The 22,354-nt window shown below is 74.0% G+C and carries 14 protein-coding genes; 12 read left to right on the forward strand and 2 right to left on the reverse strand.

All coding sequences use genetic code 11. From position 1 onward, the window contains the following. The 9 genes from DJ476_RS21135 (at position 1) to DJ476_RS21175 (ending at position 14,871) form a co-directional block, all read left to right on the forward strand. On the forward strand, positions 1-2,352 hold the full coding sequence (locus tag DJ476_RS21135) for a TOMM precursor leader peptide-binding protein (protein ID WP_112491300.1): 2,352 nt from the start codon (positions 1-3) through the stop codon (positions 2,350-2,352). Next, positions 2,342-4,321 carry a TOMM precursor leader peptide-binding protein gene (locus DJ476_RS21140; protein WP_112491301.1) on the forward strand — a complete coding sequence of 660 codons (1,980 nt, stop codon included), beginning with the start codon at positions 2,342-2,344 and terminating at the stop codon, positions 4,319-4,321. Before DJ476_RS21135 ends, DJ476_RS21140 begins: the two co-directional genes overlap by 11 nt. A 67-nt stretch (positions 4,322-4,388) precedes the next feature. Next, entirely contained in the window at positions 4,389-5,987 is a 1,599-nt protein-coding gene (locus tag DJ476_RS21145; protein ID WP_112491302.1) for a SagB family peptide dehydrogenase, read from the forward strand. Between the two features lie 14 nt (positions 5,988-6,001). Continuing rightward, positions 6,002-8,836: a lantibiotic dehydratase gene (locus tag DJ476_RS21150; protein ID WP_112491303.1), complete on the forward strand. Its 2,835-nt coding sequence runs from the start codon at positions 6,002-6,004 to the stop codon at positions 8,834-8,836. Further along, on the forward strand, positions 8,833-9,888 hold the full coding sequence (locus DJ476_RS21155) for a lantibiotic dehydratase C-terminal domain-containing protein (protein ID WP_070204928.1): 1,056 nt from the start codon (positions 8,833-8,835) through the stop codon (positions 9,886-9,888). Before DJ476_RS21150 ends, DJ476_RS21155 begins: the two co-directional genes overlap by 4 nt. Further along, positions 9,885-11,018 (forward strand): M50 family metallopeptidase, encoded by a 1,134-nt coding sequence (locus DJ476_RS21160; protein WP_112491304.1) that lies wholly within the window; start codon positions 9,885-9,887, stop codon positions 11,016-11,018. The genes DJ476_RS21155 and DJ476_RS21160 overlap by 4 nt, the downstream gene beginning before the upstream one ends. Before the next feature lie 48 nt (positions 11,019-11,066). Further along, positions 11,067-12,050, forward strand: coding sequence for an ABC transporter ATP-binding protein (locus DJ476_RS21165; protein WP_318294760.1), 984 nt, complete (start codon positions 11,067-11,069; stop codon positions 12,048-12,050). A 74-nt stretch (positions 12,051-12,124) separates the two neighbouring features. Further along, on the forward strand, positions 12,125-12,880 hold the full coding sequence (locus DJ476_RS21170; RefSeq protein WP_093755540.1) for an ABC transporter permease: 756 nt from the start codon (positions 12,125-12,127) through the stop codon (positions 12,878-12,880). Beyond that, positions 12,877-14,871, forward strand: a complete 1,995-nt coding sequence (locus DJ476_RS21175; protein ID WP_112491305.1) for a TOMM precursor leader peptide-binding protein — start codon at positions 12,877-12,879, stop codon at positions 14,869-14,871. Before DJ476_RS21170 ends, DJ476_RS21175 begins: the two co-directional genes overlap by 4 nt. A 98-nt stretch (positions 14,872-14,969) precedes the next feature. Here the strand turns inward: DJ476_RS21175 and DJ476_RS21180 are convergent, their stop codons facing one another. Next, a complete protein-coding gene (locus tag DJ476_RS21180; protein ID WP_018492818.1) occupies positions 14,970-15,146 on the reverse strand; it encodes a thiazolylpeptide-type bacteriocin in 177 nt (58 codons plus the stop codon). 309 nt (positions 15,147-15,455) lie between these two features. Here DJ476_RS21180 and DJ476_RS21185 point away from each other — a divergent pair, with 309 nt between their 5' ends. Together DJ476_RS21185 and DJ476_RS21190 are read left to right on the forward strand one after the other, a co-directional pair. Further along, positions 15,456-16,751, forward strand: a complete 1,296-nt coding sequence (locus tag DJ476_RS21185) for an amidohydrolase (RefSeq protein ID WP_112491306.1) — start codon at positions 15,456-15,458, stop codon at positions 16,749-16,751. Then, complete coding sequence (locus DJ476_RS21190; RefSeq protein ID WP_103418524.1) at positions 16,748-17,002, forward strand: hypothetical protein; 255 nt, start codon at positions 16,748-16,750, stop codon at positions 17,000-17,002. Before DJ476_RS21185 ends, DJ476_RS21190 begins: the two co-directional genes overlap by 4 nt. Before the next feature lie 107 nt (positions 17,003-17,109). On the opposite strand, the gene DJ476_RS21195 is transcribed toward DJ476_RS21190, so the two are convergent. Continuing rightward, on the reverse strand, positions 17,110-18,105 hold the full coding sequence (locus DJ476_RS21195) for a helix-turn-helix transcriptional regulator (RefSeq protein WP_078949781.1): 996 nt from the start codon (positions 18,103-18,105) through the stop codon (positions 17,110-17,112). A gap of 637 nt (positions 18,106-18,742) precedes the next feature. Between DJ476_RS21195 and mfd the strand changes: the two genes are divergently transcribed. After that, positions 18,743-22,276, forward strand: a complete 3,534-nt coding sequence (gene mfd / locus DJ476_RS21200) for a transcription-repair coupling factor (protein WP_093755537.1) — start codon at positions 18,743-18,745, stop codon at positions 22,274-22,276. The last annotated feature ends 78 nt before the right edge of the window (positions 22,277-22,354 follow it).

Consider the following 22,354-nt stretch of genomic DNA (forward strand, 5'->3'; position numbering starts at 1 on the left):
ATGGCCGAGAGCGCCGCCCCCGCACCCGCCGCACCCGCCACCGGGTCCGCACCCACCGCCCCCACCGGGTCCGCCCCCGTCCCCACCGGCGCCTTCGACGCGCTCGCGGCGACCCGCCCGCGCGTCCGCCGGGACGTCCTGTTCACCGAGACCCCGGGTGGCGTGCTGTTCCACAACGCCGACGGCGGCTTCCACCTCACCGGCCGCACCGCCTACCGCTTCGCCTCCCTCGTCGTCCCCCACCTCACCGGCCACCACCGGCTGGACGAACTGTGCGCCGGATTCGGCCCGGCCCAGCGGGCGATGGCCGCCGAACTGGTCAAGACCCTGTACGCGCGCGGCTTCGCCCGCGACATCCCGGCCACCGAAAGCACCACGAGCGCCCCGAGCACGACCGGAGCCGACGGGACCGCCGGAACCACCGGCGACACCGGCCTCCCCGAAGACATCGCCGAGCGCTTCGCCGCCCAGATCGCCTACGTCGACCACTACACCGACGGCGCCCCCGCCCGCTTCGCCCGCTACCGCGCCACCCGCGTCGCCGTCCTCGGTGACGACGAGACCGCCCGCTGGTGCGCGCTGAGCCTGGTGCGGAACGGCTGCGCCCGGATCGGCACCACCACCGCCCACGACGACGTCACCGCCGAGGCCGCCGGGGCCGGAGCGCGGATCGAGACGGTCACCGCCCCGGCCGGGGCGGACGCGGGCTGGCCCGAGCTGGCCGGGTACGACGTCGTCGTGGTCACCGGCGCCGGGGCCGGGGCGCGCACCCACGCCCTGCTGGCCGCCGGGGTCCCCGAGGGCGTCACGGTCATCCCCGCCTGGATCTTCGGCCGCCGCCTGATCGTCGGCCCGCTCACCACCGCCACCTCCACCGGCTGCTGGTCCTGCGCGCTCCTGCGCCTCGGCGCCAACGTCGACGCGGGCACTGCCGCCACCCTCTGGAGCGAGGCGGCCGGAGCCGTACCGATCTCCGGCGACGCCCTGGCCGGGCCGGTCGCGGCGATGGTCGGCAACCTCGTCGGCTACGAGATCTTCCGCCTCACCACCGGTGCCCTCCCCGCCGAGACGGCCGGTCAGCTCCTCGTCCAGGACCTCGAATCGCTCGACGTGATGGCCGAACCGGTCCATCCCCACCCCCGTTGCACCCGCTGCGCCGCCCTGACGGCCGACCAGGGGCCGGCCTCCGCCGCGCTGCCGGACGCCCTCGCGCTGCCCGTCACCCCGACCGTGGAGACGGCCCGGGACGCGGAGGCGCTGGTCGAGGAGTTGAACCGGATCAGCACGGCGCTGGTGCGCCCGTACACCGGGGTCTTCGGCCGGTACGACGACGAGGAGCTGACCCAGACCCCGCTGAAGCTCAGCCGGGTGGAGGTGGCGCTCGGCGGCGGGGTGCGCCGGCGGATCGCCGCGTTCGACGTGCACCATCTGGCGGGGGCGCGGCTGCGGGCGCTGTACGCGGCGGCGGAGGCGTACGTCGAGCACGTCGTGCCGCTCGTGGAGGCCGGGCAGGACGGTCCGCGCCAGGCCGTACGCACCCTCGGCCCCGCCGACCTCACCACGGGCGGCGGCACCGGCGCCGAGCCCACCGCCCGGGCGGTGGCGACCTCGCTGATCAGCAAGGAGCCCGTACGGGTTCCGGCGGCGGCCCTGCGCCCCTTCGGCCCGTACAACCGGGACCGGGCGCAGCTGGCGAGCCGGGCCGGTTCCGGGGCGGGCGGCAGCGCGGCGGAGGCGGCCGGGCAGGGGCTGCTCTCGGCGCTGGCGCACGACGCCCTGGTCCGGGCGGTGCGGGGGACCACCCCGGTGAGCCCGGTCGCGGCCGACGGCGACGACCCGGAGCTGGTGTTCCTGCTGAAGTCGGCCGCCAACCTGGACATCGCGGTGGAGCTGCTGGACCTGGGGGAGGACGGGCGCACCTCGGCCCATGTGGTCCTGGCCCGCGAGGCGAGCAGCCCGTCCGCTTCGGCCCACGAGGCGCCCGACGCCTCCGCGCAGGGCCGCTGGGCGGTCGGGGCCGGGCTCTCCCGGCGTACGGCGGCGGCCTCGGCCCTGCGCGACCTCCTCGGGCAGGTCCAGCTGGCCGCCGAGGACCCGGGGGCAGTGGTCGACCTCGGTGACCCGCTGCTGGGGGACCTCGCCCCCGCCGCGATCGCGGTCGGCGGGGAGTCCGTGGCGGTGAAGGGGGCGGAGACGACGTTCGACGCGGTGCTGGACCGGCTGCGCGCCACCGGGCGCGACGCGCTGTACGTGGACACCACCCCGGCCGACCTCCCGGCGGGCTCCATCGCCACGGCCCGGGTGCTGGTCACGGTCGACTCCCTCATGTCGGGCGGTCCCGATGCCCGTTGAGACACCCGTGGCCGCCGCCCCACCCGTCCTGGGGGAGTCCACCGCCCTGTTCACCGAGCTGGTACGGGCCGGGCTCGCCCGGCACGGCGAGGCCGGGGCTCCGCCCCTGGACGTCCAACCCCTCGGCGTACGGGACGCGTTCGGGGCGGAGGACGCCCCGGCCGGCCCGGCCCTCCCCGTGCGCTACTACGGCCGCCACGCCGTCATCGGCCCCTTCCCGACAGCGGACCCCGCAGGTCCCAGCGGGCCCCGACTCCCTTGCTCACGCTGCCTGGAGCGGCGCTGGCAGGCCGTGCGATCAGTCCCCCTGCGCGAGGCGCTGGAGCTGGGGTCGGGGACCCGGGCGGCGGGCCCGTCCCCGTATCTCACGCCCTTCGCGGCGGAGGCGGTGGCCGGGCTGATCGCCGCCCGGCTGACCGGCGGCGGACCGGAGACCGGGGCCTTCCCCGCCGTCCATCTGGTCGACCTCCAGACCCTGGCCGTCCGCCACTACCCGCTCGTCCCGGACCCCGAGTGCCCGGTCTGCGCCACCCCGGAGCCCGACACCGACGCGGCCGCCACGATCACCCTGAAGCCCGCGCCCAAGCTGCGCCCCGGCAGCTTCCGGGTCCGGGACATCGGGACGTACGAGCTGCCGGTCGAGCCGTACGCCAACCCGGTCTGCGGCTCCCTCGGCCCCTCCGTCGTCCAGGACGTCTCCTCCACCTCCACGTCCGCCACCATCGGCTGCTTCTCGATGCGCTCGGGCCCCTATCTGCGCGAGACGTTCTGGGGCGGGCACGCCGACACCTTCGCCGAGAGCGTGCGGATCGGGGTGCTGGAAGGCCTGGAGCGGTACGCGGGGATGCGGTCGCGGGCCAAGCGCGCCCAGGTGCACGCGAGCCTGGACGACCTGCGTGCGGAGGGCCGGGCGGCAGTCGACCCCCGGACCGTCGGCCTCTACTCCGACGCCTTCCACGCCGCCAACCCCCTTGTCCTGCCGTTCACTTCGGACCGGGAGATCCCCTGGGTGCGGGGCTGGTCGCTGCGGGACGAGCGGACGGTCCTGGTGCCGGAGGTGCTCACGTACTACCACGCGCCGGGCCTGGAGAACCGGTTCGTGCAGGAGAGCTCCAACGGCTGTGCGTCGGGCGGGGCGTTGGAGGAGGCCGTCTACTTCGGGCTGATGGAGGTCGTGGAACGGGACGCGTTCCTGCTCTCCTGGTACGGGCGGGCCGCGCTGCCCGAGATCGACCCGCGCACCAGCCGCCGCCCGGCCACCCGCCAGATGGTGGACCGGCTGGAGATGTACGGCTACGAGGCCCGGTTCTTCGACACCCGGATCTCCTTCCCCATCCCCGTCGTCACCGGCGTCGCCGTCCGCCCCGACGGCGGTCTCGGCCGGATGTGCTTCGGTGCGGGCGCCGGACTCGACCCGGAGGCAGCCCTCACCGGGGCCCTCTGCGAGATCGCCACGGACGCCGTCAACCTCCAGGGCCGCACCGAGCGCGACGAGGAGCGGCTGCGGGCGATGGTGTACGACTTCGACAAGGTGGCCGCCCTCCATGACCACCCCCTCGCCTACGGCATCCCGGAGATGGGCGACCACGCGGACTTCCTGCTGGGCACCCCCGGCTCCGTACGCCAACCGCCGCACTCCTTCGAGGAGTTGTACGGGGACGGGCCCGGCGCCCGGCCGGTCCTCCCGGTCTCCGGCGATCTGAGCGAGGACCTCCGGAGCTGCGTGGGCGCCGTCACGGCCGCCGGGTTCGACGTGGTCGTGGTCGACCAGACCATGCCCGAGCAGCGGGCCCTGGGGCTGACCACGGTGAGCGTCCTCGTGCCCGGTCTGCTGCCGATCGACTTCGGCTGGACCCGCCAGCGCGCCCTGCGCATGCCCCGGCTGCGGACCGCGCTGCGCGAGGCGGGGCTGCGGGCCACGGACCTCACCGACGCCGACCTCAACCTGGCCCCGCACCCGTTCCCATGACCGCCCCTTCCTCTCCCCTCTCTCCCGCCCCTCCTGCTGCCTTCCTGCCGTGACCAAGGAGCCCGCCATGGGATACGCCCATGAATACGCCGACGCGATCATGCACCGCGGCCGGGTCCCGATGGACCCCGCCGACTTCGTCCCCAACTGGCAGGACGGGCCCCGGAAGGCCAAGTTCTACCCGGGCGCCGACAGCTTCCCGCTGCCCGACGCCCCGTACCCCGCCGACGCCACGCTCGACCGGGGCCTGTGCACCGAGGGCGCTCCAGGTGAACAGAGCGCAGAAGGAGAGGAGTTCGACCTCGTGACCCTCTCCGGGATGCTCCGCGACTCCTACGGGCTCACCGGCCGCCGCCTGGGCGTCCAGGCCAACACCGACCTGAGCGCCCTGCCCTTCTACCCGCTGGCCAACTGGTCGCGCGGCTCGGCCTCCGGCGGCGGGCTCTACCCGGTCGCCGTCCACTGGGTCTCCGGGCCGAGCGGCCCCGTACCGCCCGGGGTGCACTACTACTCCACCCGCCACCACACCATGCAGCGGCTGCTCACCGGCGATGTGACCGGCCGGGTGCGCTCCGCCCTGGGGGAGGGGGCACCGGGGGCGGAGACCGATCAGTATCTGGTGCTCTCCATCAAGTACTGGCAGAACGCCTTCAAGTACAACAGCTTCTCCTTCCACGCCGTCTCCATGGACCTCGGCGCCTGCGTCCAGACCTGGCGGATGTGGGCGGCGGCCCGGGGGCTGGCCGTCGAGCCCGCGCTCTGGTTCGACGAGGAGCGGCTCGCGGAGCTGCTGGGGGTGGACCCGAAGGAGGAGGGGATCTTCGCGGTCGTGCCGTTGAAGTGGGCCGGATGCGAAGGGAGTCCGGGGCACGCGCCCGCCGCCCCGGTCTCCGTCCGCCGCAAGGACGTCGAGCGCTCCCGTACCGTCCTCACCTTCGACGCGCTCCTGCGGATGCAGGCCGCCACCTCCGCCGACGCCACCGCCCGCCCGGCCCCCGGAGCGCTCGCCCCGGCCGCCGCGCACCCGGTCGACCCGGCGGCCGAGGAGGTCGAACTGCCGCCCGCCCGGCCGCTGGAGACCGACGTCCGCACCGCGCTGCGCGACCGCCGCTCCAGCTTCGGCCGCTTCGACGCCCAGCAGCCGGTCACCCGCCCGCAGTTGGCGGCCTGCCTCGCCGCGGCGGTGGCCGGATCGCGGCTCGGCGGGGACACCGGGGACGTACGGCTGGCGAAGCTGTACGTGTTCGTCAGTCATGTGGAGGGGGTGGAGCCGGGATCGTACGCGTACGACCCCGAGCGGCGCAGTCTGCGGCGGGTGAAGGAGGGGCGGCCGGGGGAGTTCCTCCAGCGCAACTACTTCCTGGCCAACTACAACCTGGAGCAGGCCGGGGCCGTCCTGGTGCCGACCGTCCGGACCACCGCCGTGCTGGACGCGGTCGGGGACCGGGGATACCGCCTGGTCAACGCCACCATCGGGGCCGTCGCCCAGTCCCTCTACACCGCCGCGTCCGCCGTCGACCTGGGCTGCGGGGTGGCCCTCGGCTTCGACAACATCTCCTACATCGAGGAGCTGGGACTCGACGGGACGGGCGAGGCGCCGCTGCTCATCATGATGATCGGCAACGAACGGCCCGCGCCGGCCGACTTCCGCTACGAGATCGCCTGAGCGGGGGAGCCGACATGAGTCTTCCGACGAACGCATCCGGTCTCCGGCCCGCCTTCATGGTCCGGGTCGCCGGGCTGCCGGTCGAGAGCGTGCACGGGCTGCGCTGCCCGGACAGCCGCCGCTGGGCCGACGAAGTGCTCGACGAATCGGCACAGCTGGCGCTGGTCGCGGAGAAGGCCGGGGACCGGCTCCACGACCTGATCGGCGGCAGCGACGACGAACCGCTCCGCCGCGCCCTGCTCAAGCTGCGCCGGGACATCTTCAACAACCGCCTGCCCGCAGCCGATGCGGCCGATGCCCTGCTCTCCCGGGTCCGTGCCCTGGACCCCGCCGCGGCCGCCACCCTCGCGGACTGGCTGACCGGCCGCCGCGCCCTGGACGAGCGGCGCGGGGCGGGGGCCGCGCTGCTGGCCGCCGAGAACGGCCGCAGCCGTGAGGCGCTGCGCGAACTGGCCGGCCACGAGCGGCTGCGCCGGGCCCTGCTGCTCGCCTCCCCGGCCCTGGACGCCCAGCTCGACGCGTACCGGCGGACGGCCCCGGCGGGCGGCGCCCGGCCCGACAAGAAACAGCGCAAGATCGAACGCTCGCTGCTGAGTTACGTGTACCGGACCGCGTGCAAGACGAGCCCGTTCTCCACCTTCACCGGGGTCGCGCTCGGCTCGCTCACCGGCACCGACGGGCTGCGGCTGCGGGTGGACGAGGAGTGGCGGGCGCAGGCCCGGCTCAACGTCGTCGCGCTGGGCCGCCTCGCGGACGCCGTGATCGCGGACCCGGCCCGCCGCGCCGATCTGCCGGTCGCCCCCGCCTCCGGGTGGGGCCGCGACGACGACCGGGTGCGGTATGTGCGGCGGTGGGTGACGGCGGGCGACGACGACACGGCCGTCACGTTCGACGCGGTGAAGGACCGGCTGTTCTTCCTGCGCCGCAGCGGCACCCTGGACCGGCTGCTCGGCCTCTTCGAGGAGCGCCGGGGGAGCGTGCTGAGGTACGGGGAGCTGGTGGAGTGGCTGGCCCGCGACCAGGGGGCCGCCCGCGAGGAGTGCGAGCAGTACCTCGGGGCGCTGCTGGACGTGGGCATGGTCCAGGTGCCGTGTCTGCGGACCGAGGTGCACGACACCGACCCGCTGCGGGCGTTCCAGGGGGCGCTGGGGGGCCTGGAGCGCCCCTGGGCCGACCGGCTCGCGGACCGGCTGGAGGGGCCCGCCCGGTGCGTCGAGCGGTTCGCGGACGCCTCGCCGGAGGAGCGGCGCGCGCTGCTGGACACCCTGCGGGCCCAGCTGCGGGCGGTGCAGGAGGAGGAGCTGGGGGCGGAGCGGGCGAAGGTGCCGCAGACGCTGCTGTACGAGGACGCGGCGGCGGGCGGCCGGGGGCCAGGGGCGGGCGTTCCGGGTGCGCTGGGAGGTGCCGCGGGTGGCCCGGGCGGTGCGGGTGGCCCGCACGCTTCGGGCGGTGCGGGTGGCCCGGGCGCTTCGGGTGGTGCCTCGGCGGGTGTGCGGACGGAGCTGGATCCCGCCGCCTGGGCCGAGCTGGCCGCCGGGCCGCTGGCCGCCGTCGAGCGGGTGCTGCCCGCCTTCGACCTCACCCTGCCGCAGCGGATCACCTTCGAAGGGTTCTTCCTCGCGCGGTACGGGCGCGGAGGCCGGTGCGACGACCTGCTGAAGCTGGTCCACGACTTCCACGAGGACTTCTTCGACCAGTACATGACGTTCACCGCCACCCGCACCCCGTACGGTGCCGACGGCACCTATGTCCCCGAGGTCAACTGGCTGGGCCTGGACCGGCTGCGCGCCCTGGACACGGCCCGGCGCACCTTCACCGCCCGGATGACCGCGCTGTGGGAGGGGGCCGGGCCGGAGGCGGCCGAAGTGCGGGTGGACGACAGCTTCCTGGCCGAGGTCGCCGGGCAACTGGACCGACTGGCGCCGGACTTCGCGCCGATGAGCCACCACCTCCAGATCGCGGACCGGCCCGGCGATCCGCTCGTGGTCCTCAACCGGTCCTACGGGGGCGTCTCGTTCCCCTTCAGCCGGTTCACCCAGCTCTTCGACGGGCTCGACGAGCGGCTCCTGGCCGACGCGGAGACCCTGGTGCCCGAGGGGGCCGTCCTGGCCGAGGTCACCGGCGGCCCGGTCACCAGCAACCTCAACCTGCACGGCAGGCTCGTCCCGTACGAGATCGTCTGCCCCGGCGAACGCGGCACCCTGGAAGCCGGGTTCAGGATCACCCTGGACGACCTCTTCCTGGTCCACGACCCCGAGGACGACCGGCTGGTCCTGCGCTCGGCCCGGCTGGGCCGCGAGGTGATCCCCGTCTACCTCGGCTACCTGGTCCCCCTCGCCCTCCCCGAACTGCCCCGCACCCTGCTCCTCCTCTCCCCGACCTCCATGGCCCCGCTCAACGTCTGGGGCGGGGTCCCCGAGGGCGCGCCGGACGCGGGCGGGGTCACCACCCGGCCCCGGGTCCGGCACGGCTCGCTGGTCCTCAGCCGGCGCAGCTGGAGCGCCCCCGCCACCGCCCTGCCGCTGCACCGGGCCGGGGCGCCGGAGGACGGCTGGTTCCTGGACTGGCACGCCTTCCGGCGCGAACACGGCCTGCCCGACCGGGTCTTCGCCACCGTCTCCGACACCGGGGCCCGGGGCGCGACCGGGGCCAAGCCGCAGTACCTGGACTTCGACAGCCCGCTCTCCCTGGCGGCCTTCGAGGCCCTGATCAGGACCCCGGAGGCCCGGGTGGTGTTCCGCGAGGCGCTCCCCGACGAGGACGCCCTGCACACCGTCTCCGGCCACGGCCGCCATGTCGCCGAACTGGCCGTGGAGACGGCCGTACCCGCCCGCAGGAGGACCCCATGACGCTCCCCACCGCCCCCGCCACCAAGCCTGGGACCACCCCCGGTGCCTGGCAGGCCACCCATGTCTTCTACGCCGCCAACCCCCGCCCCTTCCTCCTGCACTGCGTCCGCCCGCTGGTCGCGGAGCTGGAGGCGGACGGGCTGCTCGCCGGGTACTTCTTCATCAACTACTGGCTGGAGGGACCCCACGTACGTCTCCGCCTCAAGCCGTCGTCGACCGGCGCCGAGGCCGAGGTGGCCCGCCGCACCGGGCAGGCCGTGGACGCGTTCCTCGCGGAGCGCCCCGCGCTGTACGAGGTCGACTCCGGGTTCCTCAACGACTTCTACAACACCCTCTTCGAGATCGAGTTCCCCGGCAGCGAGCGCGGCCACTACATGGACGGCCAGGGCCGGATGAACCTGCGCCCCAACAACTCCCGCCACCGCGAGCCGTACGAGCCGGAGTTCGGGAAGTACGGCGGCCCGGCCGGGATCGAGCTGGCCGAGTGGCACTTCCGCCACTCCAGCGATCTGGTCATCGACGCGCTCGCCACCAAGAACCTCCATCTGCGCACGGTCCTGCTCGGCACCTCGGCCCAGCTGATGATGGTGATGGCGTCGACGTTCCTCCCGGACCGCGACGAACTGACCCAGTACCTGGACAGCTACTACGAGTTCTGGCACCGCGCCTTCCCCGGCACCGGCTTCATCGGCACCGACGAGTACGACCGCAACTACGCCCGGACGGCGGACGGGCTGCGGGACCGGTTCGCCCGCGTCCGGGCCGCCACCGCCCCGCCCGGCAGCGCCCGTTCGCTGCCCGGCTCGCTCGCCGGGTGGGCCGAACACTGCGCCGAACTCCGCGACCGGGCACGGAAGCTGGCCGTCGACGGGGACCTGGTCTTCCGGTCCTGGGACGGTGAGCGGGACGAGCGGATCACCGACCCGGAGATGGCGCTGCCGCTGCTGCTCTCCCCGTACATGCATATGACCAACAACCGGCTGCACGTGACGATCCGGGACGAGGCGTATCTCAGCCATGTTCTGGGCCGGGTCCTCAAGGAGTCCGCATGAGCGCATCCGGGGCCGTGCCCGGGGGGTCCGCCGGGGCTGCCGCCGGGCTCGCCGCCTACCGGCCCGAGCTGCGCCCCCGCGTCCTGCTCAGCGACCCGCTGCTCGACGGGGCCGCGACCGTCCACCTGATCAAGGACACCGGCAGCGGCAACTCCTTCAAGGTCGGGCCCAAGGAACACTTCCTGATCGCCCGCATGGACGGGGAGCGGAGCCTCGCGGAGATCGGTGAGGAGTACGCGGGAGAGTACGGGCGGCGGCTGGGCGACGCCCACTGGCAGCAGATCCTCACCATGCTGGGGACCAAGGGGCTGCTGGCCGGAACGCCCGCGCAGCCCGCGCCGGCCGCCCCGCCCGAGCCGCGCACCCTCCTGCGCGGCACCCTCCCCCTGGTCGCCGACGCCGACGCCACCACCGCCCGCCTCCACCGGGTCTTCGGCTTCCTGCTGACGCCCTGGGCGATGGGGCCGCTGCTGGTGCTGATGGTGGCCATGGAGGCGCTCGTCGTCGCCCATTCCGGCGAATTTCTCATCGCCGTAAGGGAATTGTTCACCAATCCCGTCCTGCTGACCGGCACCGCGACTCTGCTCTGGGTGAGCACCGCCCTCCACGAACTGGCGCACGGAGTGGTGGCCCGGCACTACGGCGGCCGGGTCGCGGAGATCGGGCTGCGGTGGCGGCTCCCGGCCGTGATCATGTACTGCACGGTCGACAACTACCTCTATCTGGACGGTCGTCGGCCTCGCATCGCCACCGCCGTGGCGGGTGCGGTGATGAACCTCCTCTTCCTGCTCCCCTTCTGCGCGCTGTGGATCCTCGCCCCGCTCGACGACGCCACGCGCGAGGCGATCTCCGCGCTGCTGCTCCTCGGCAGCGTCCAGGCGTTCGCGATGCTCGTCCCGCTGCCGCCGCTCGACGGCTACAAGATCGCGAGCCAGCTGGCCGGGGCCACCGGCCTCGCCGCCTCCACCGGCCCCTACCTGCGGCTCGCCCTGCGCCGCGCCCCGGAGGCGGCCGCCTACCCCCGCCGGGCCCGAATCGCCTACCCCGCCTATGCGTTGGGCACGGTGCTGGTTCTCGCCGCTCTGGTCGCGGCGGCCGTCGCGGGCGTCCATCATCTGCTGACGGCCTGATCCCCCTCCGGGCCCCGAAGCCCCGTGTTCCACCCCAAGGAGAGTTCCATGACGTCCACCGCCCCCCGCACCCCCCACGACCCCCCGGTGGAACCGGCCGCCGGGTCCGCCGCCGTCGCGCTGACCGGCGTCCACAAGACGTACGGCACCACCCGGGCTGTCGACGGGGTCTCGCTGACCGTCGAACGCGGGGAGTTCTTCGGGCTGCTCGGGCCCAACGGGGCGGGCAAGACCACGCTCGTCGAGATCATGGAGGGCCAGCGGCGCGCCGACTCCGGGACGGTGGCGGTCCTGGGCGAGAGCCCCTGGCCCCGCAACACCGCCCTGCTGCCCCGGCTCGGCGTGCAGACCCAGAGCTCCTCGTTCTTCGTCCGGCTGACCGCCCGCGAGCACCTGGCCACCATGGCCGCCCTCTACCGGTGCGACGCGGCCGCCGCCGAACGGGCCCTCGCCTCCGTCGGCCTCACCGAGCAGGGCGGCACCCGGGTCGACGACCTCTCCGGCGGACAGCGGCAGCGGCTCGCCATCGCCTCCGCCCTGGTCCACGACCCCGAGCTGATCTTCCTGGACGAGCCGACCGCCGCCCTCGACCCGCAGGCCCGCCGCGCGCTCTGGCAGGTGCTCCGGGACCTCAAGCGCGCGGGCCGCACCATCGTCTACACCACCCACCACCTGGACGAGGCCGAGGCGCTCTGCGACCGGGTTGCGATCATGGTGGCGGGCAAGGTGGCCGCGCTCGACAGCCCCGGTCGGCTCATCGCCGCCTCCAGCCCCACCACCCGGCTGCTCGTCCCGGCCGACCGGCTCAGCGTGGCGCGGGCCCGGGCCATCCCGGGCGTGGACCGGGTCACCGAGGAGGGCGGCTCGGTCGTCCTGGAGACCCTCACCTCGGGCCCGGTGCTCGCGGCCGTCGACGGGATCGCGGGGCTCCAGGGCGTACAGACCAGGACGGCGAGCCTGGAGGACGTCTACCTGGCGCTGACCGGTGCCCAGGCGCCCGGGCAGCAGCCGCAGGCCCAGCCGCCGGCGTAGCCCTCCCGCCCCTGCCGGCGCCCCCGGCGAACCTGCTGACGCCCCTCGCGAACCACCGATACGGAGACACCCCCATGAGCGCCTACACCGCGCTGAGCCAGGCCGGATACCGGGCCTACACCCGCGACCGCACCACCCTCTTCTTCACCTTCGCCTTCCCGCTGATCTTCCTGGTCGTCTTCGGGCTGATCTTCCACGGCCAGACCGTCGAGGAGAGCGGCAAGCCCTACATCAACTACATCGCGCCCGGCGTCCTCTCCTGGGGCGTCGGCAATGCCGCCGTCTTCGGCGTCGGGTTCGTCCTCATGCAGTGGCGGCGCGACGACATCCTCCGGCTGATCCGGATGACGCCCACGCCCGTCTCCGCCGTCCTCGCCTCGCGCTACGTGCTGGCGCTCGGCATCGGGGCCGTCCAGGCCGTGCTGTTCGTCGCCGTAGCCCTACTGCCCTCCTTCGGGCTCCAGTTGGACGGCCGCTGGCCACTCGCGGTGCCGGTGCTGGTGCTCGGCATCACCGCGTTCCTCGCGCTCGGCGTCATCGTCGGCAGCTACGCGAAGACCCCGGAGGCGGTCGCCGCGGTCGCCAACTGCCTGATGATTCCCATGGCGTTCCTCTCCGGCTCGTTCTTCCCGCTCGACGCCATGCCCGGCTGGATGCAGAGCCTCTCCCGCGTCCTGCCGCTCCGCTACCTCAACGACGGGGTCTCCGGCGCGCTGACCGGCGGCGGCTCCCTGTCGGACATCGGCGTCGCCTGCGCGGTGCTCGCCGGATTCGCCCTCGTCCTCGGTGCGGTGGCGCTGAAGACCTTCCGCTGGAGCGACAAGTCATGACGACGGTGACCGCCACAACTCCGCTGGACCAGGCGCGCGTCCAGCTCCAGGGCGCCCTGGCCGCCCGCCACTCCCGTACGGCCTCCGGCAGCGGCCTGCCCGCCCCGTACGTCGTGCCGCTCGGGGCCGCCGACACCCTCGGCTTCGGCCACCCGGACCCGTACGCCGACACCCGCCCGGCCGCCAACGTCCAGCTCACCTCCCGGGCCGTGCTGATCGGCCCCTGGGGCGGCGGGCCCTCGGACACCGCGTGCGGGCAGTGCCTGGCGATGCGGTGGCAGCGGCTGCGCAGCCGGTCGGAGCGGGAGGCGCTGGAACTGGGCCACGAGCCGCGGGGGGCGGTGCACTGGCCGGTGCTGACGGAGTACGCGGTGGACGCGGTGTGGGCGGCGTACAGCGCGGTGCTGACCGGCCACCGGAACACCCCGGACGCGACGCCGGTCACCCGGGTCACCAACCCCGACGCCACCCCCGCCGACCGGGCCCTCCCGCAGGTCACCCGTGTCGACCTGGTGACCCTCGCCACGGCCACCTTCCCGCTGCTCCCCGAACCCCTCTGCCCCGCCTGCGTCTCCGAGGTCCCCGACACGGCGGAGGCCGCCCGGATGGCGCTCGCCGCCACCCCCAAACCGGCCCCCGACACCTACCGCGTCCGGACCCTCGACTCCTACCCCCTGCCGACCGCTGCGCTCGCCAACCCCGTGTGCGGGGCGCTCGGTTCGGACACCTGGATCAACCCCGCCTCGACCACCACCGCACCGGTCGCCGGGACCCACTTCGTGCGCGGCTACGCGGGCCTCAACGACGTCACCTGGAGCGGCCAGGCCAACCGGTACGCCACCAGCCGCACCCTCGCCCACCTGGAGGGCCTGGAGCGGTACGCGGGCACCCACCGCAGGCGCGGCACCTCCCCGGTCACCGACAGCTACACCACCCTCGCCGCGCAGTCCGGCACCCGGGTCCTGAACCCCGCCGACTGCGGCTTCTACGCCCCCGAGACGTACGCCTCCGACCACCTGGTCAGCCCCTTCGACCCGGACCGGGCCATCCCCTGGGTCTGGGGCCACTCGCTGCGCGACGACGCCCCGATCCTGGTCCCGGCCCGGCTCGCCCACTACAGCGCCGGGGTCGACGCCGACAACTTCGTCTTCGAGTGCTCCAACGGCTGTGCCACCGGCGGGAGTCTGGAGGAGGCCATCCTCTTCGGCCTCCTCGAACTGGTCGAGCGGGACGCCTTCCTCCTCGCCTGGTACGGCCGCGCCCGCCTCGCCGCCATCGACCTCACCACGGCCACCACGCCCGCCGTCCGCTCGATGCTCGACCGGGCCGCCCTGCACGGCTACGACGTGCACGCCTTCGATACGCGGATGGACCTGGCCGTCCCTGTCGTCACCGCCCTCGCGGTCCGGCGCGACGGCGGCCACGGCACGCTCTCCTTCAGCGCGGCGGCGGGCTTCGACCCGGCCGAGACGGTGGAGGCGGCCCTGTCCGAGGTCCTCACCTACATCCCGCACCTGCCCTACCAGGTGGCCGAGCGCCGCACCGAACTGGAGGAGATGGAAAGGGACTTCACCAAGGTGCTGCACCTGAAGGACCACGCCCAGCTCTACGGGCTGCCGTCGATGGTCCGGCACGCGGCGGAGTACCTGGAGCCCGTCGCCGTACTCCCGCTGGAGGAGGCGTTCGCCGACTGGGAGCCGCTGCGCCCGCGCACCGGCGACCTGCTGGACGATCTGCGGTGTCTGCGCGACCAGTTGACGGCGGCCGGGTACGACGTCATCGCCGTCGACCAGACCACCCCCGAGCAGCGCCGGATGGGCCTGCACACCGTCTCCACCACCGTCCCGGGCCTGCTCCCGCTCGACTTCGGCTGGAGCAGACAGCGGGCGCTGCGCATGCCCCGGCTGCGGACCGCGCTGCGGGCGGCCGGGCGGCGGGCCGACGACCTGCCGGAGGCGGAGGTCAAGGCCGTCCCGCACCCGTTCCCATGACCGCACCCGCACCCGGGACCGGGCCCGCGCCGCACCACGTACGGCAGCCCCCTCCGACCGACGGAGGGGGCTGGCGTGCGCGCGCCGGGAAGAGGGTGTCAGGCGCTGCAGGAGGTGGTGCTGGTGGTGCTGGAGCAGGTGGAGGTCGAGGAGCAGGACGTGGAACCGGCCAGCACGACCTCGGACGCGTCGGAGTAGTCCGAGATCTCGAAGGTCTCCGACTCCAGCTCCAGGATCTCGTCGGCGAGGGTGGTCAGCTCGGTCTTGGGGGCCATGGTGTTCTCCCTGGTCTCGTGGGGACCGGCCGGCCACTCCGGCCCGGTGTCCCCGTCCTGGACCCATTGGAGCGGCGGCCGCTGTCAGATCGGCCGCCCTTTCGCTGTCACTTCGCTGGCACCCGGTGACAGCGGGACGGCAGGGCCCCTGACAGCCCGACGGATCAAGCTCGTTGAGCAGAGATGAGGTGCGAAGTGGTGACAGCGGCGAGAACGGCGAAGGACACGGACGACGCGAGCGGTGATGGGCGTGCGGGCGCGGGCGGCGCGGGCAGCGCGTACGGTGACGGGTGCGCGGGCCCGGGAGGCATGCCCCCACCCCGCACCCTGCCCCCACCGCGCCCCCTGCTCCGCGCCGCCCTGGCGCTCTACCTCGACCTGCACGCCCACCCCGAACTCTCCGGCCACGAGCACCGCACCGCCGGCCTCCTCGCCGCCCGGCTGACCGAACACGGCCTCACGGTCACCACGGCCGTCGGCGGCGGCCACGGGCTCGTCGGCGTCCTGCGCAACGGCCCCGGCCCCACCGTGCTCCTGCGCACCGAACTCGACGCGCTCCCCGTCACCGAGGCCACCGGCCTGCCGTACGCGAGCACCACCCCCGGGGTCATGCACGCCTGCGGCCACGACCTGCACATCGCGTCCCTCACCGGGGCGGTGGCCCTCCTCGCCGCCGACCGGGAGAGCTGGCGCGGCACCCTGCTCGTGGTGGGCCAGCCCGCCGAGGAGACGCTGAACGGGGCCCGGTCGATGCTGGCGGACGGGCGGCTGTACGAGCGGTTCGGCACCCCGGACGCGGCCCTCGCCCAGCACACCGCCCCGCTCCCCGCCGGGACCGTCGCCCACGCCCCGGCCGGGACGCCCCTGATGGCGGGCAGCATCGCGGCCGACGTCACCCTGTACGGCCGGGGCGGCCACGCGGCGACCCCGCACCTCACCGTCGACCCGGTCCTGATGGCCGCCGCCACCGTGCTCGGGCTCCAGCCGGTGGTGGCCCGCACGACCGCCCCCGCCGAACACGCCGTGCTCACCGTGGGCTCGGTGCGGGCCGGCGAGCGCGGAAACGTCACGCCGGATACCGCCGAACTCTCCATGACCCTAAGGGCGTTCACGGATCAGGCCCTCGACCGCCTGCTGGCCGCGGCGACACGTGTCGTACGGGCCCAGGCCGCCGCGTCGGGCGCCCCGCGCGACCCGGACCTCACGGTGACCGCCCGCTCGCCCGCCCTGCACCCCGACCCGGCGCTCACGGCGGCGGTCCGCCGCGCCCACGAGGGAGCGTTCGGCGCGGACCGGGTCCTGGACACCGCCCCCGCGACGGCCACCGAGGACTTCCCGCACTTCGCGGCGGGCGGGGTGGCGACGGCGTACTGGCTGCTCGGCACCACCGGCGTACGCGAGTGGCGCGCGGCCCGCTCCGGGGGCGCCCCCGTGGCCCCGAACCACGCCCCCGGCTTCGCCCCCGACGTACGGACGGCGCTCCCGGCGGGCATCACGGCGCTGGCGACGGCGGCCCGGCAGGTGCTGGCCCCGGGACCGGACGGCGGCGGGGAGGCCCCGCAGAGCCCCACGGCCCGCGGTCACGTCCGGGAGGCGGGCTCATGACGCCCGCGCGGGGCGGGGTCGCCGCTGTCGTCCTCGTCCGCCGCGACCGGGCCGCCCCGACCGGCTGGACCACAGTCGTACGGCTCCTGGGGCTGCTCCCCGGCCACTGGTCCTGCCACTCGGAGGTGGGCCAGGACCGGGTGGTGCTGCGGGTCGAGCTGGCGGGGGCGACGGACGCCCATGCGGTGCGGCGGGCGGTCTCCTGCGTCCTGGCGGACACGGCGCTGCGGGGGTGGACGGAGGAGTTCTGACGGCGCCGTTCCGAGGGCCGCCGGACCTACCCGGGTAAAGGACCCGCCCCCGTGACGTGCCCGTCCCCGTATCGCCCCCCGGGGTATCGGCCCCCGTACCGGACTCGTCAGATCCAGCCCCGCTCGCGGGCGAGCAGCGCGGCCTGGGCGCGGCTGGCGGCACCGAGGGTCTGCATCAGCTCGGCGACATGGCGGCGGTAGGTCCGTACGGACACGCCCAGCTCCCGGGCCCCGGCCTCGTCCTTGCCGACCGTGCACATCGCCACCAGGACCCGCCGCTCCATGGCGGAGAGCCCGTCGCGGGCCGGTCCGCTCCCGCCGTCGGCCGTGGGCAGCTCGTGGGCCTGGTCCCAGATCCGCTCGAAGAGCGCGATGATGTTGGAGACGAGACCGCTGCGGTGGGCGAGCAGCGCGCCCCGGGAGGTGTCGCGGGGGTCCAGCGGGACGAGGGCGGCCCGGCGGTCGTAGACGAGAAGCCGTTCGGTGGTGTCGGCGGTGACCCGGATGCACGCCCCGTGCTCGGACAGCTCCCGCAGATAGGCGGCGGTGGGCGGGTCCTGGAGGGCGACGGCGGAGACGACGTTGCGGATCTTGACCCCCCGTCTCAGACAGCGCAGGTCCAGCGGTCTGGAGCGGGCGATGTTCTCCGGGGAGAGCCGGGTGTACGGCTCCACGGAGAGGATCTCGTCCCGGGCGAAGAAGGCGAGGTCGTCGATCCGGTTGCGGATCTGGGCCAGCCCCTCCAGCTGCTCGATGCCCTGCGGGGGCGGTGTACGGGCCCCCTGCTCCGCGCGTAGACCATCAATGACGTGCCGCGACCGGGTGACGCGCTGCAGCTCCTGGTGGAGTGCGTGGAGCCGCAGATCGATCAGCCGGGAGAGGGCGGTCTCGGGGTCCTCGGGGGCGATCCGGCGGCCGTCGTCCTCCACGCGCAGCAGCCCCAGCTCCCGCAGCCGGTCGATCCGGGCGCGGGCCTGGCCGGGCTCGGTGTGCAGGAGGAGGTGGAGGTCGTCGGCGGCGGTGGAGGGGTTGCGCAGGAAGTGGCGGTAGATCTCCTCCTCGGCGTCGGAGACTCCGAAAACCGCCATCTCGTTCTCGCCCACGTACGCCCCCGATACCCGATACCTGGTGTCCGCTTGAGTCCGTGCACCGCGGGGGATCGCCCTGCGGAGCCGGTCGCCGCCCGCTGTGGCGGCCGGTGGAACTGTTCGTGCGCCGGTGGATCCCTCGGAAACCGTTCGTGCCATGGTCGGCCACAGACTAGACGCTGGGATCACTCCTGTGAGGACCCCGGACGGAACTGTGTGCCGTACGGAGATGAACGGTGGGCGACCGGCGACGAGCGGTGCTGGTGGAGCGACGGACGGAGGGGGAGAGGTACTGCCGGTACCCAAGGACGGCGTTCCGGCCGACCCGTGGGCGGACGCCCCGGCCGTGGATGGACGCCCCGCACCCGACACCCGTAGAGACTCCCCACGCGACCGCCCTGGTATGCCTCCCGTACGGCCGCGCCCCGCCCCGGCACGCCGCACCACTCCGTCCCGCCGGGACGCCCGCATACCGGCCACCCTCCGGCGTGCGGGAGCGGCTGTCACTACCGGGTCGTAGTCTGGAACCCCCGGCTCGTCCCACGTGTCGGGCTCTTCGCGTTGCCCCCCGGGCTGCGGCAGCCGGCTGCCGCAGCCCCACTTGAACACCTCGTGCACACCTGAACACCTCAAGACCCGGACGGATGCCCCTATGAGCCTGCACGGTCTGCTGGATGTCGTCGTGACGGACCCGGCGATCGCCGAGGCGGTCAAGGCCGCCACCGACGGCCACCGCTCGCATGTCGACCTGGTGGGTCCGCCCGGTGCCCGGCCCTTCGCCGTGGCCGCGCTGGCCCGGCAGACCGGCCGGACCGTGCTGGCCGTCACCGCGACCGGCCGGGAGGCCGAGGACCTGGCCGCCGCGCTGCGGACGCTGCTGCCGCCGGACACGGTGGCGGAGTTCCCGTCCTGGGAGACCCTGCCGCACGAGCGCCTCTCGCCGCGCTCGGACACCGTGGGCCGCCGCCTCGCCGTGCTGCGCAGGCTGGCGCACCCGCGCGAGGACGACCCGGAGACGGGCCCGGTCTCGGTGGTCGTGGCGCCGATCCGCTCCGTGCTCCAGCCGCAGGTCAAGGGGCTGGGGGAGCTGGAGCCGGTCTCGCTGACCAGCGGGCAGAGCGCGGACCTGGGCGAGGTGGTGGACGCGCTGGCGGCCGCCGCGTACGCGCGGGTGGAGCTGGTGGAGAAGCGGGGCGAGTTCGCCGTACGCGGCGGGATCCTGGACGTCTTCCCGCCGACCGAGGAGCACCCCCTTCGGGTGGAGTTCTGGGGCGACGACGTGGAGGAGATCCGGTACTTCAAGATCGCCGACCAGCGGTCCCTGGAGGTCGCCGCGCACGGACTGTGGGCGCCGCCCTGCCGTGAGCTGCTGCTGACCGACGAGGTACGGGAGCGGGCCGCCGCCCTCGCCGAGGAGCACCCGGAGCTGGGCGAGCTGCTGGGCAAGATCGCGGAGGGCATCGCGGTCGAGGGCATGGAGTCGCTGGCCCCGGTGCTGGTGGACGACATGGAGCTGCTGCTCGACGTGCTGCCGAAGGGTTCGATGGCGCTGGTCTGCGACCCGGAGCGGGTGCGGACGCGGGCGGCGGACCTGGTGGCGACGAGCCAGGAGTTCCTGACGGCGTCGTGGGCGGCGAGCGCGGGCGGCGGCGAGGCCCCGATCGATGTGGGCGCGGCCTCGCTGCGGAGCATCGCGGACGTCCGGGACCGGGCCCGTGAGCTGGGGATGATGTGGTGGTCGACCTCGCCCTTCGCGGCGGAGGACGCCGAGCTGGACGAGGACACCCTCAAGCTGTCGATGCACGCCCCGGAGGCGTACCGGGGCGACACCGCCCGCGCGCTGGCCGACACCAAGGGGTGGCTGGCCGAGGGCTGGCGCACGGTGTACGTGACGGAGGGCCAGGGGCTCGCCTCCCGTACGGTCGAGGTGCTCGGCGGCGAGGGCATCGCGGCCCGCTTCGTCCCGGACCTGGCCGAGATCGCCCCGTCCGTCGTCCACGTCTCCTGCGGCGCGCTCGACCAGGGGTTCGTGGACCCGGCGCTGAAGCTGGCGGTGCTCACCGAGACCGATCTGACCGGCCAGCGCACGGCCACCAAGGACCTGGGCCGGATGCCGGCCCGGCGGCGGAAGACGATCGACCCGCTGACGCTGGAGGCGGGCGACTACATCGTCCACGAGCAGCACGGTGTGGGCCGGTACGTGGAGATGGTGCAGCGGACGGTCCAGGGCGCGACCCGCGAATACCTGCTGGTCGAGTACGCCCCCGCCAAGCGCGGCCAGCCCGGGGACCGGCTCTACATCCCGACCGACCAGCTGGAGCAGGTCACCAAGTACGTGGGCGGCGAGGCCCCGACCCTGCACCGGCTCGGCGGCGCCGACTGGACCAAGACCAAGCAGCGGGCGAAGAAGGCGGTCAAGGAGATCGCCGCCGACCTGATCAAGCTGTACTCGGCCCGGATGGCGGCCCCCGGCCACTCCTTCGCCCCCGACACCCCGTGGCAGCGGGAGCTGGAGGACGCGTTCCCGTACGCGGAGACGCCCGACCAGCTCTCCACCATCGCGGAGGTCAAGGAGGACATGGAGAAGACGGTCCCGATGGACCGGCTGATCTGCGGTGACGTCGGGTACGGCAAGACGGAGATCGCGGTCCGGGCGGCGTTCAAGGCGGTCCAGGACGGCAAGCAGGTGGCGGTGCTCGTCCCCACCACGCTCCTGGTCCAGCAGCACTACGGCACGTTCACCGAGCGCTACTCCCAATTCCCGGTCAACGTCCGCGCGCTGAGCCGCTTCCAGTCGGAAACGGAATCCAAAGCGACCCTGGAGGGCCTGAAGGACGGCTCGGTCGACCTGGTCATCGGCACGCACCGCCTCTTCTCCTCCGAGACGAAGTTCAAGGACCTCGGCCTGGTCATCGTGGACGAGGAGCAGCGGTTCGGCGTCGAGCACAAGGAGCAGCTGAAGAAGCTCCGCGCCAACGTGGACGTCCTCACCATGTCCGCGACGCCCATCCCCCGTACGCTCGAAATGGCGGTCACCGGCATCCGCGAGATGTCCACGATCACCACCCCGCCGGAGGAGCGCCACCCGGTGCTCACGTTCGTCGGCCCGTACGAGGAGAAGCAGATCGGCGCGGCGATCCGCCGTGAACTCCTGCGCGAGGGCCAGGCGTTCTACATCCACAACCGGGTCGAGTCCATCGACCGGGCCGCCGCCCGGCTGCGCGAGATCGTCCCCGAGGCGCGGATCGCGACGGCCCACGGGCAGATGTCCGAACAGGCCCTGGAACAGGTGGTGGTGGACTTCTGGGAGAAGAAGTTCGACGTCCTGGTCTCCACCACGATCGTCGAGTCCGGCATCGACATCTCCAACGCCAACACCCTGATCGTGGAGCGCGGCGACAACTTCGGCCTCTCCCAACTCCACCAGCTGCGCGGTCGGGTGGGCCGGGGCCGGGACCGAGGCTACGCCTATTTCCTGTACCCCCCCGAGAAGCCCCTGACGGAGACCGCCCACGAGCGCTTGGCGACGATCGCCCAGCACACGGAGATGGGCGCGGGCATGTACGTGGCGATGAAGGACCTGGAGATCCGGGGCGCGGGCAACCTGCTGGGCGGCGAGCAGTCCGGCCACATCGCGGGCGTCGGCTTCGACCTGTACATCCGCATGGTGGGCGAGGCGGTCGCCGACTACCGGGCCCAGATGGAGGGCGCGGTGGAGGAGGAGCCCCCGCTGGAGGTCAAGATCGAGCTCCCGGTCGACGCGCACGTCCCGCACGACTACGCCCCCGGCGAGCGCCTCCGCCTCCAGGCGTACCGCGCGATCGCCCAGGCCAACTCGGAGGACGACATCCGGGCGGTCCGCGAGGAACTCACCGACCGCTACGGCCCGTTGCCCGAACCGGTCGAGAACCTCCTCCTGGTCGCCGGCCTCCGCATGCTCGCCCGGGCCTGCGGAGTGGGCGAGATCGTCCTCCAGGGCTCCAACATCCGCTTCGCCCCCGTGGAGTTGCGCGAGTCCCAGGAACTCCGCCTCAAGCGCCTCCACCCCAAGACGGTCATCAAGCCCGCCGCCCACCAGATCCTGGTCCCCCGCCCGACCACGGGCAAGATCGGCGGCAAGCCGGTGGTGGGCCGCGAACTGCTGTCGTGGACGGGCGAGTTCCTGGCGACGATCCTGGGGTCGTAGGGCCGGCGGGGTGCAGGGCCGCTGTGCCCCTGCCGGGTTGGTCCGGCGGGGCACAGCGCGTTTCTGTACGGTCCGCCG

It is taken from the genome of Streptomyces bacillaris (assembly GCF_003268675.1).
GTDB classification, from domain to species: domain Bacteria; phylum Actinomycetota; class Actinomycetes; order Streptomycetales; family Streptomycetaceae; genus Streptomyces; species Streptomyces bacillaris.

What these genes read in the sequence shown, in the direction of transcription:
- DJ476_RS21180 (WP_018492818.1), bottom strand. Translation starts at nt 15,146, where the DNA reads ATGGCCCCCAAGACCGAGCTGACCACCCTCGCCGACGAGATCCTGGAG.
- DJ476_RS21165 (WP_318294760.1), top strand. Translation starts at nt 11,067, where the DNA reads ATGACGTCCACCGCCCCCCGCACCCCCCACGACCCCCCGGTGGAACCG.
- DJ476_RS21170 (WP_093755540.1), top strand. Translation starts at nt 12,125, where the DNA reads ATGAGCGCCTACACCGCGCTGAGCCAGGCCGGATACCGGGCCTACACC.
- DJ476_RS21150 (WP_112491303.1), top strand. Translation starts at nt 6,002, where the DNA reads ATGAGTCTTCCGACGAACGCATCCGGTCTCCGGCCCGCCTTCATGGTC.
- DJ476_RS21155 (WP_070204928.1), top strand. Translation starts at nt 8,833, where the DNA reads ATGACGCTCCCCACCGCCCCCGCCACCAAGCCTGGGACCACCCCCGGT.
- DJ476_RS21190 (WP_103418524.1), top strand. Translation starts at nt 16,748, where the DNA reads ATGACGCCCGCGCGGGGCGGGGTCGCCGCTGTCGTCCTCGTCCGCCGC.
- mfd (WP_093755537.1), top strand. Translation starts at nt 18,743, where the DNA reads ATGAGCCTGCACGGTCTGCTGGATGTCGTCGTGACGGACCCGGCGATC.
- DJ476_RS21135 (WP_112491300.1), top strand. Translation starts at nt 1, where the DNA reads ATGGCCGAGAGCGCCGCCCCCGCACCCGCCGCACCCGCCACCGGGTCC.
- DJ476_RS21140 (WP_112491301.1), top strand. Translation starts at nt 2,342, where the DNA reads ATGCCCGTTGAGACACCCGTGGCCGCCGCCCCACCCGTCCTGGGGGAG.
- DJ476_RS21175 (WP_112491305.1), top strand. Translation starts at nt 12,877, where the DNA reads ATGACGACGGTGACCGCCACAACTCCGCTGGACCAGGCGCGCGTCCAG.
- DJ476_RS21185 (WP_112491306.1), top strand. Translation starts at nt 15,456, where the DNA reads ATGCCCCCACCCCGCACCCTGCCCCCACCGCGCCCCCTGCTCCGCGCC.
- DJ476_RS21145 (WP_112491302.1), top strand. Translation starts at nt 4,389, where the DNA reads ATGGGATACGCCCATGAATACGCCGACGCGATCATGCACCGCGGCCGG.
- DJ476_RS21160 (WP_112491304.1), top strand. Translation starts at nt 9,885, where the DNA reads ATGAGCGCATCCGGGGCCGTGCCCGGGGGGTCCGCCGGGGCTGCCGCC.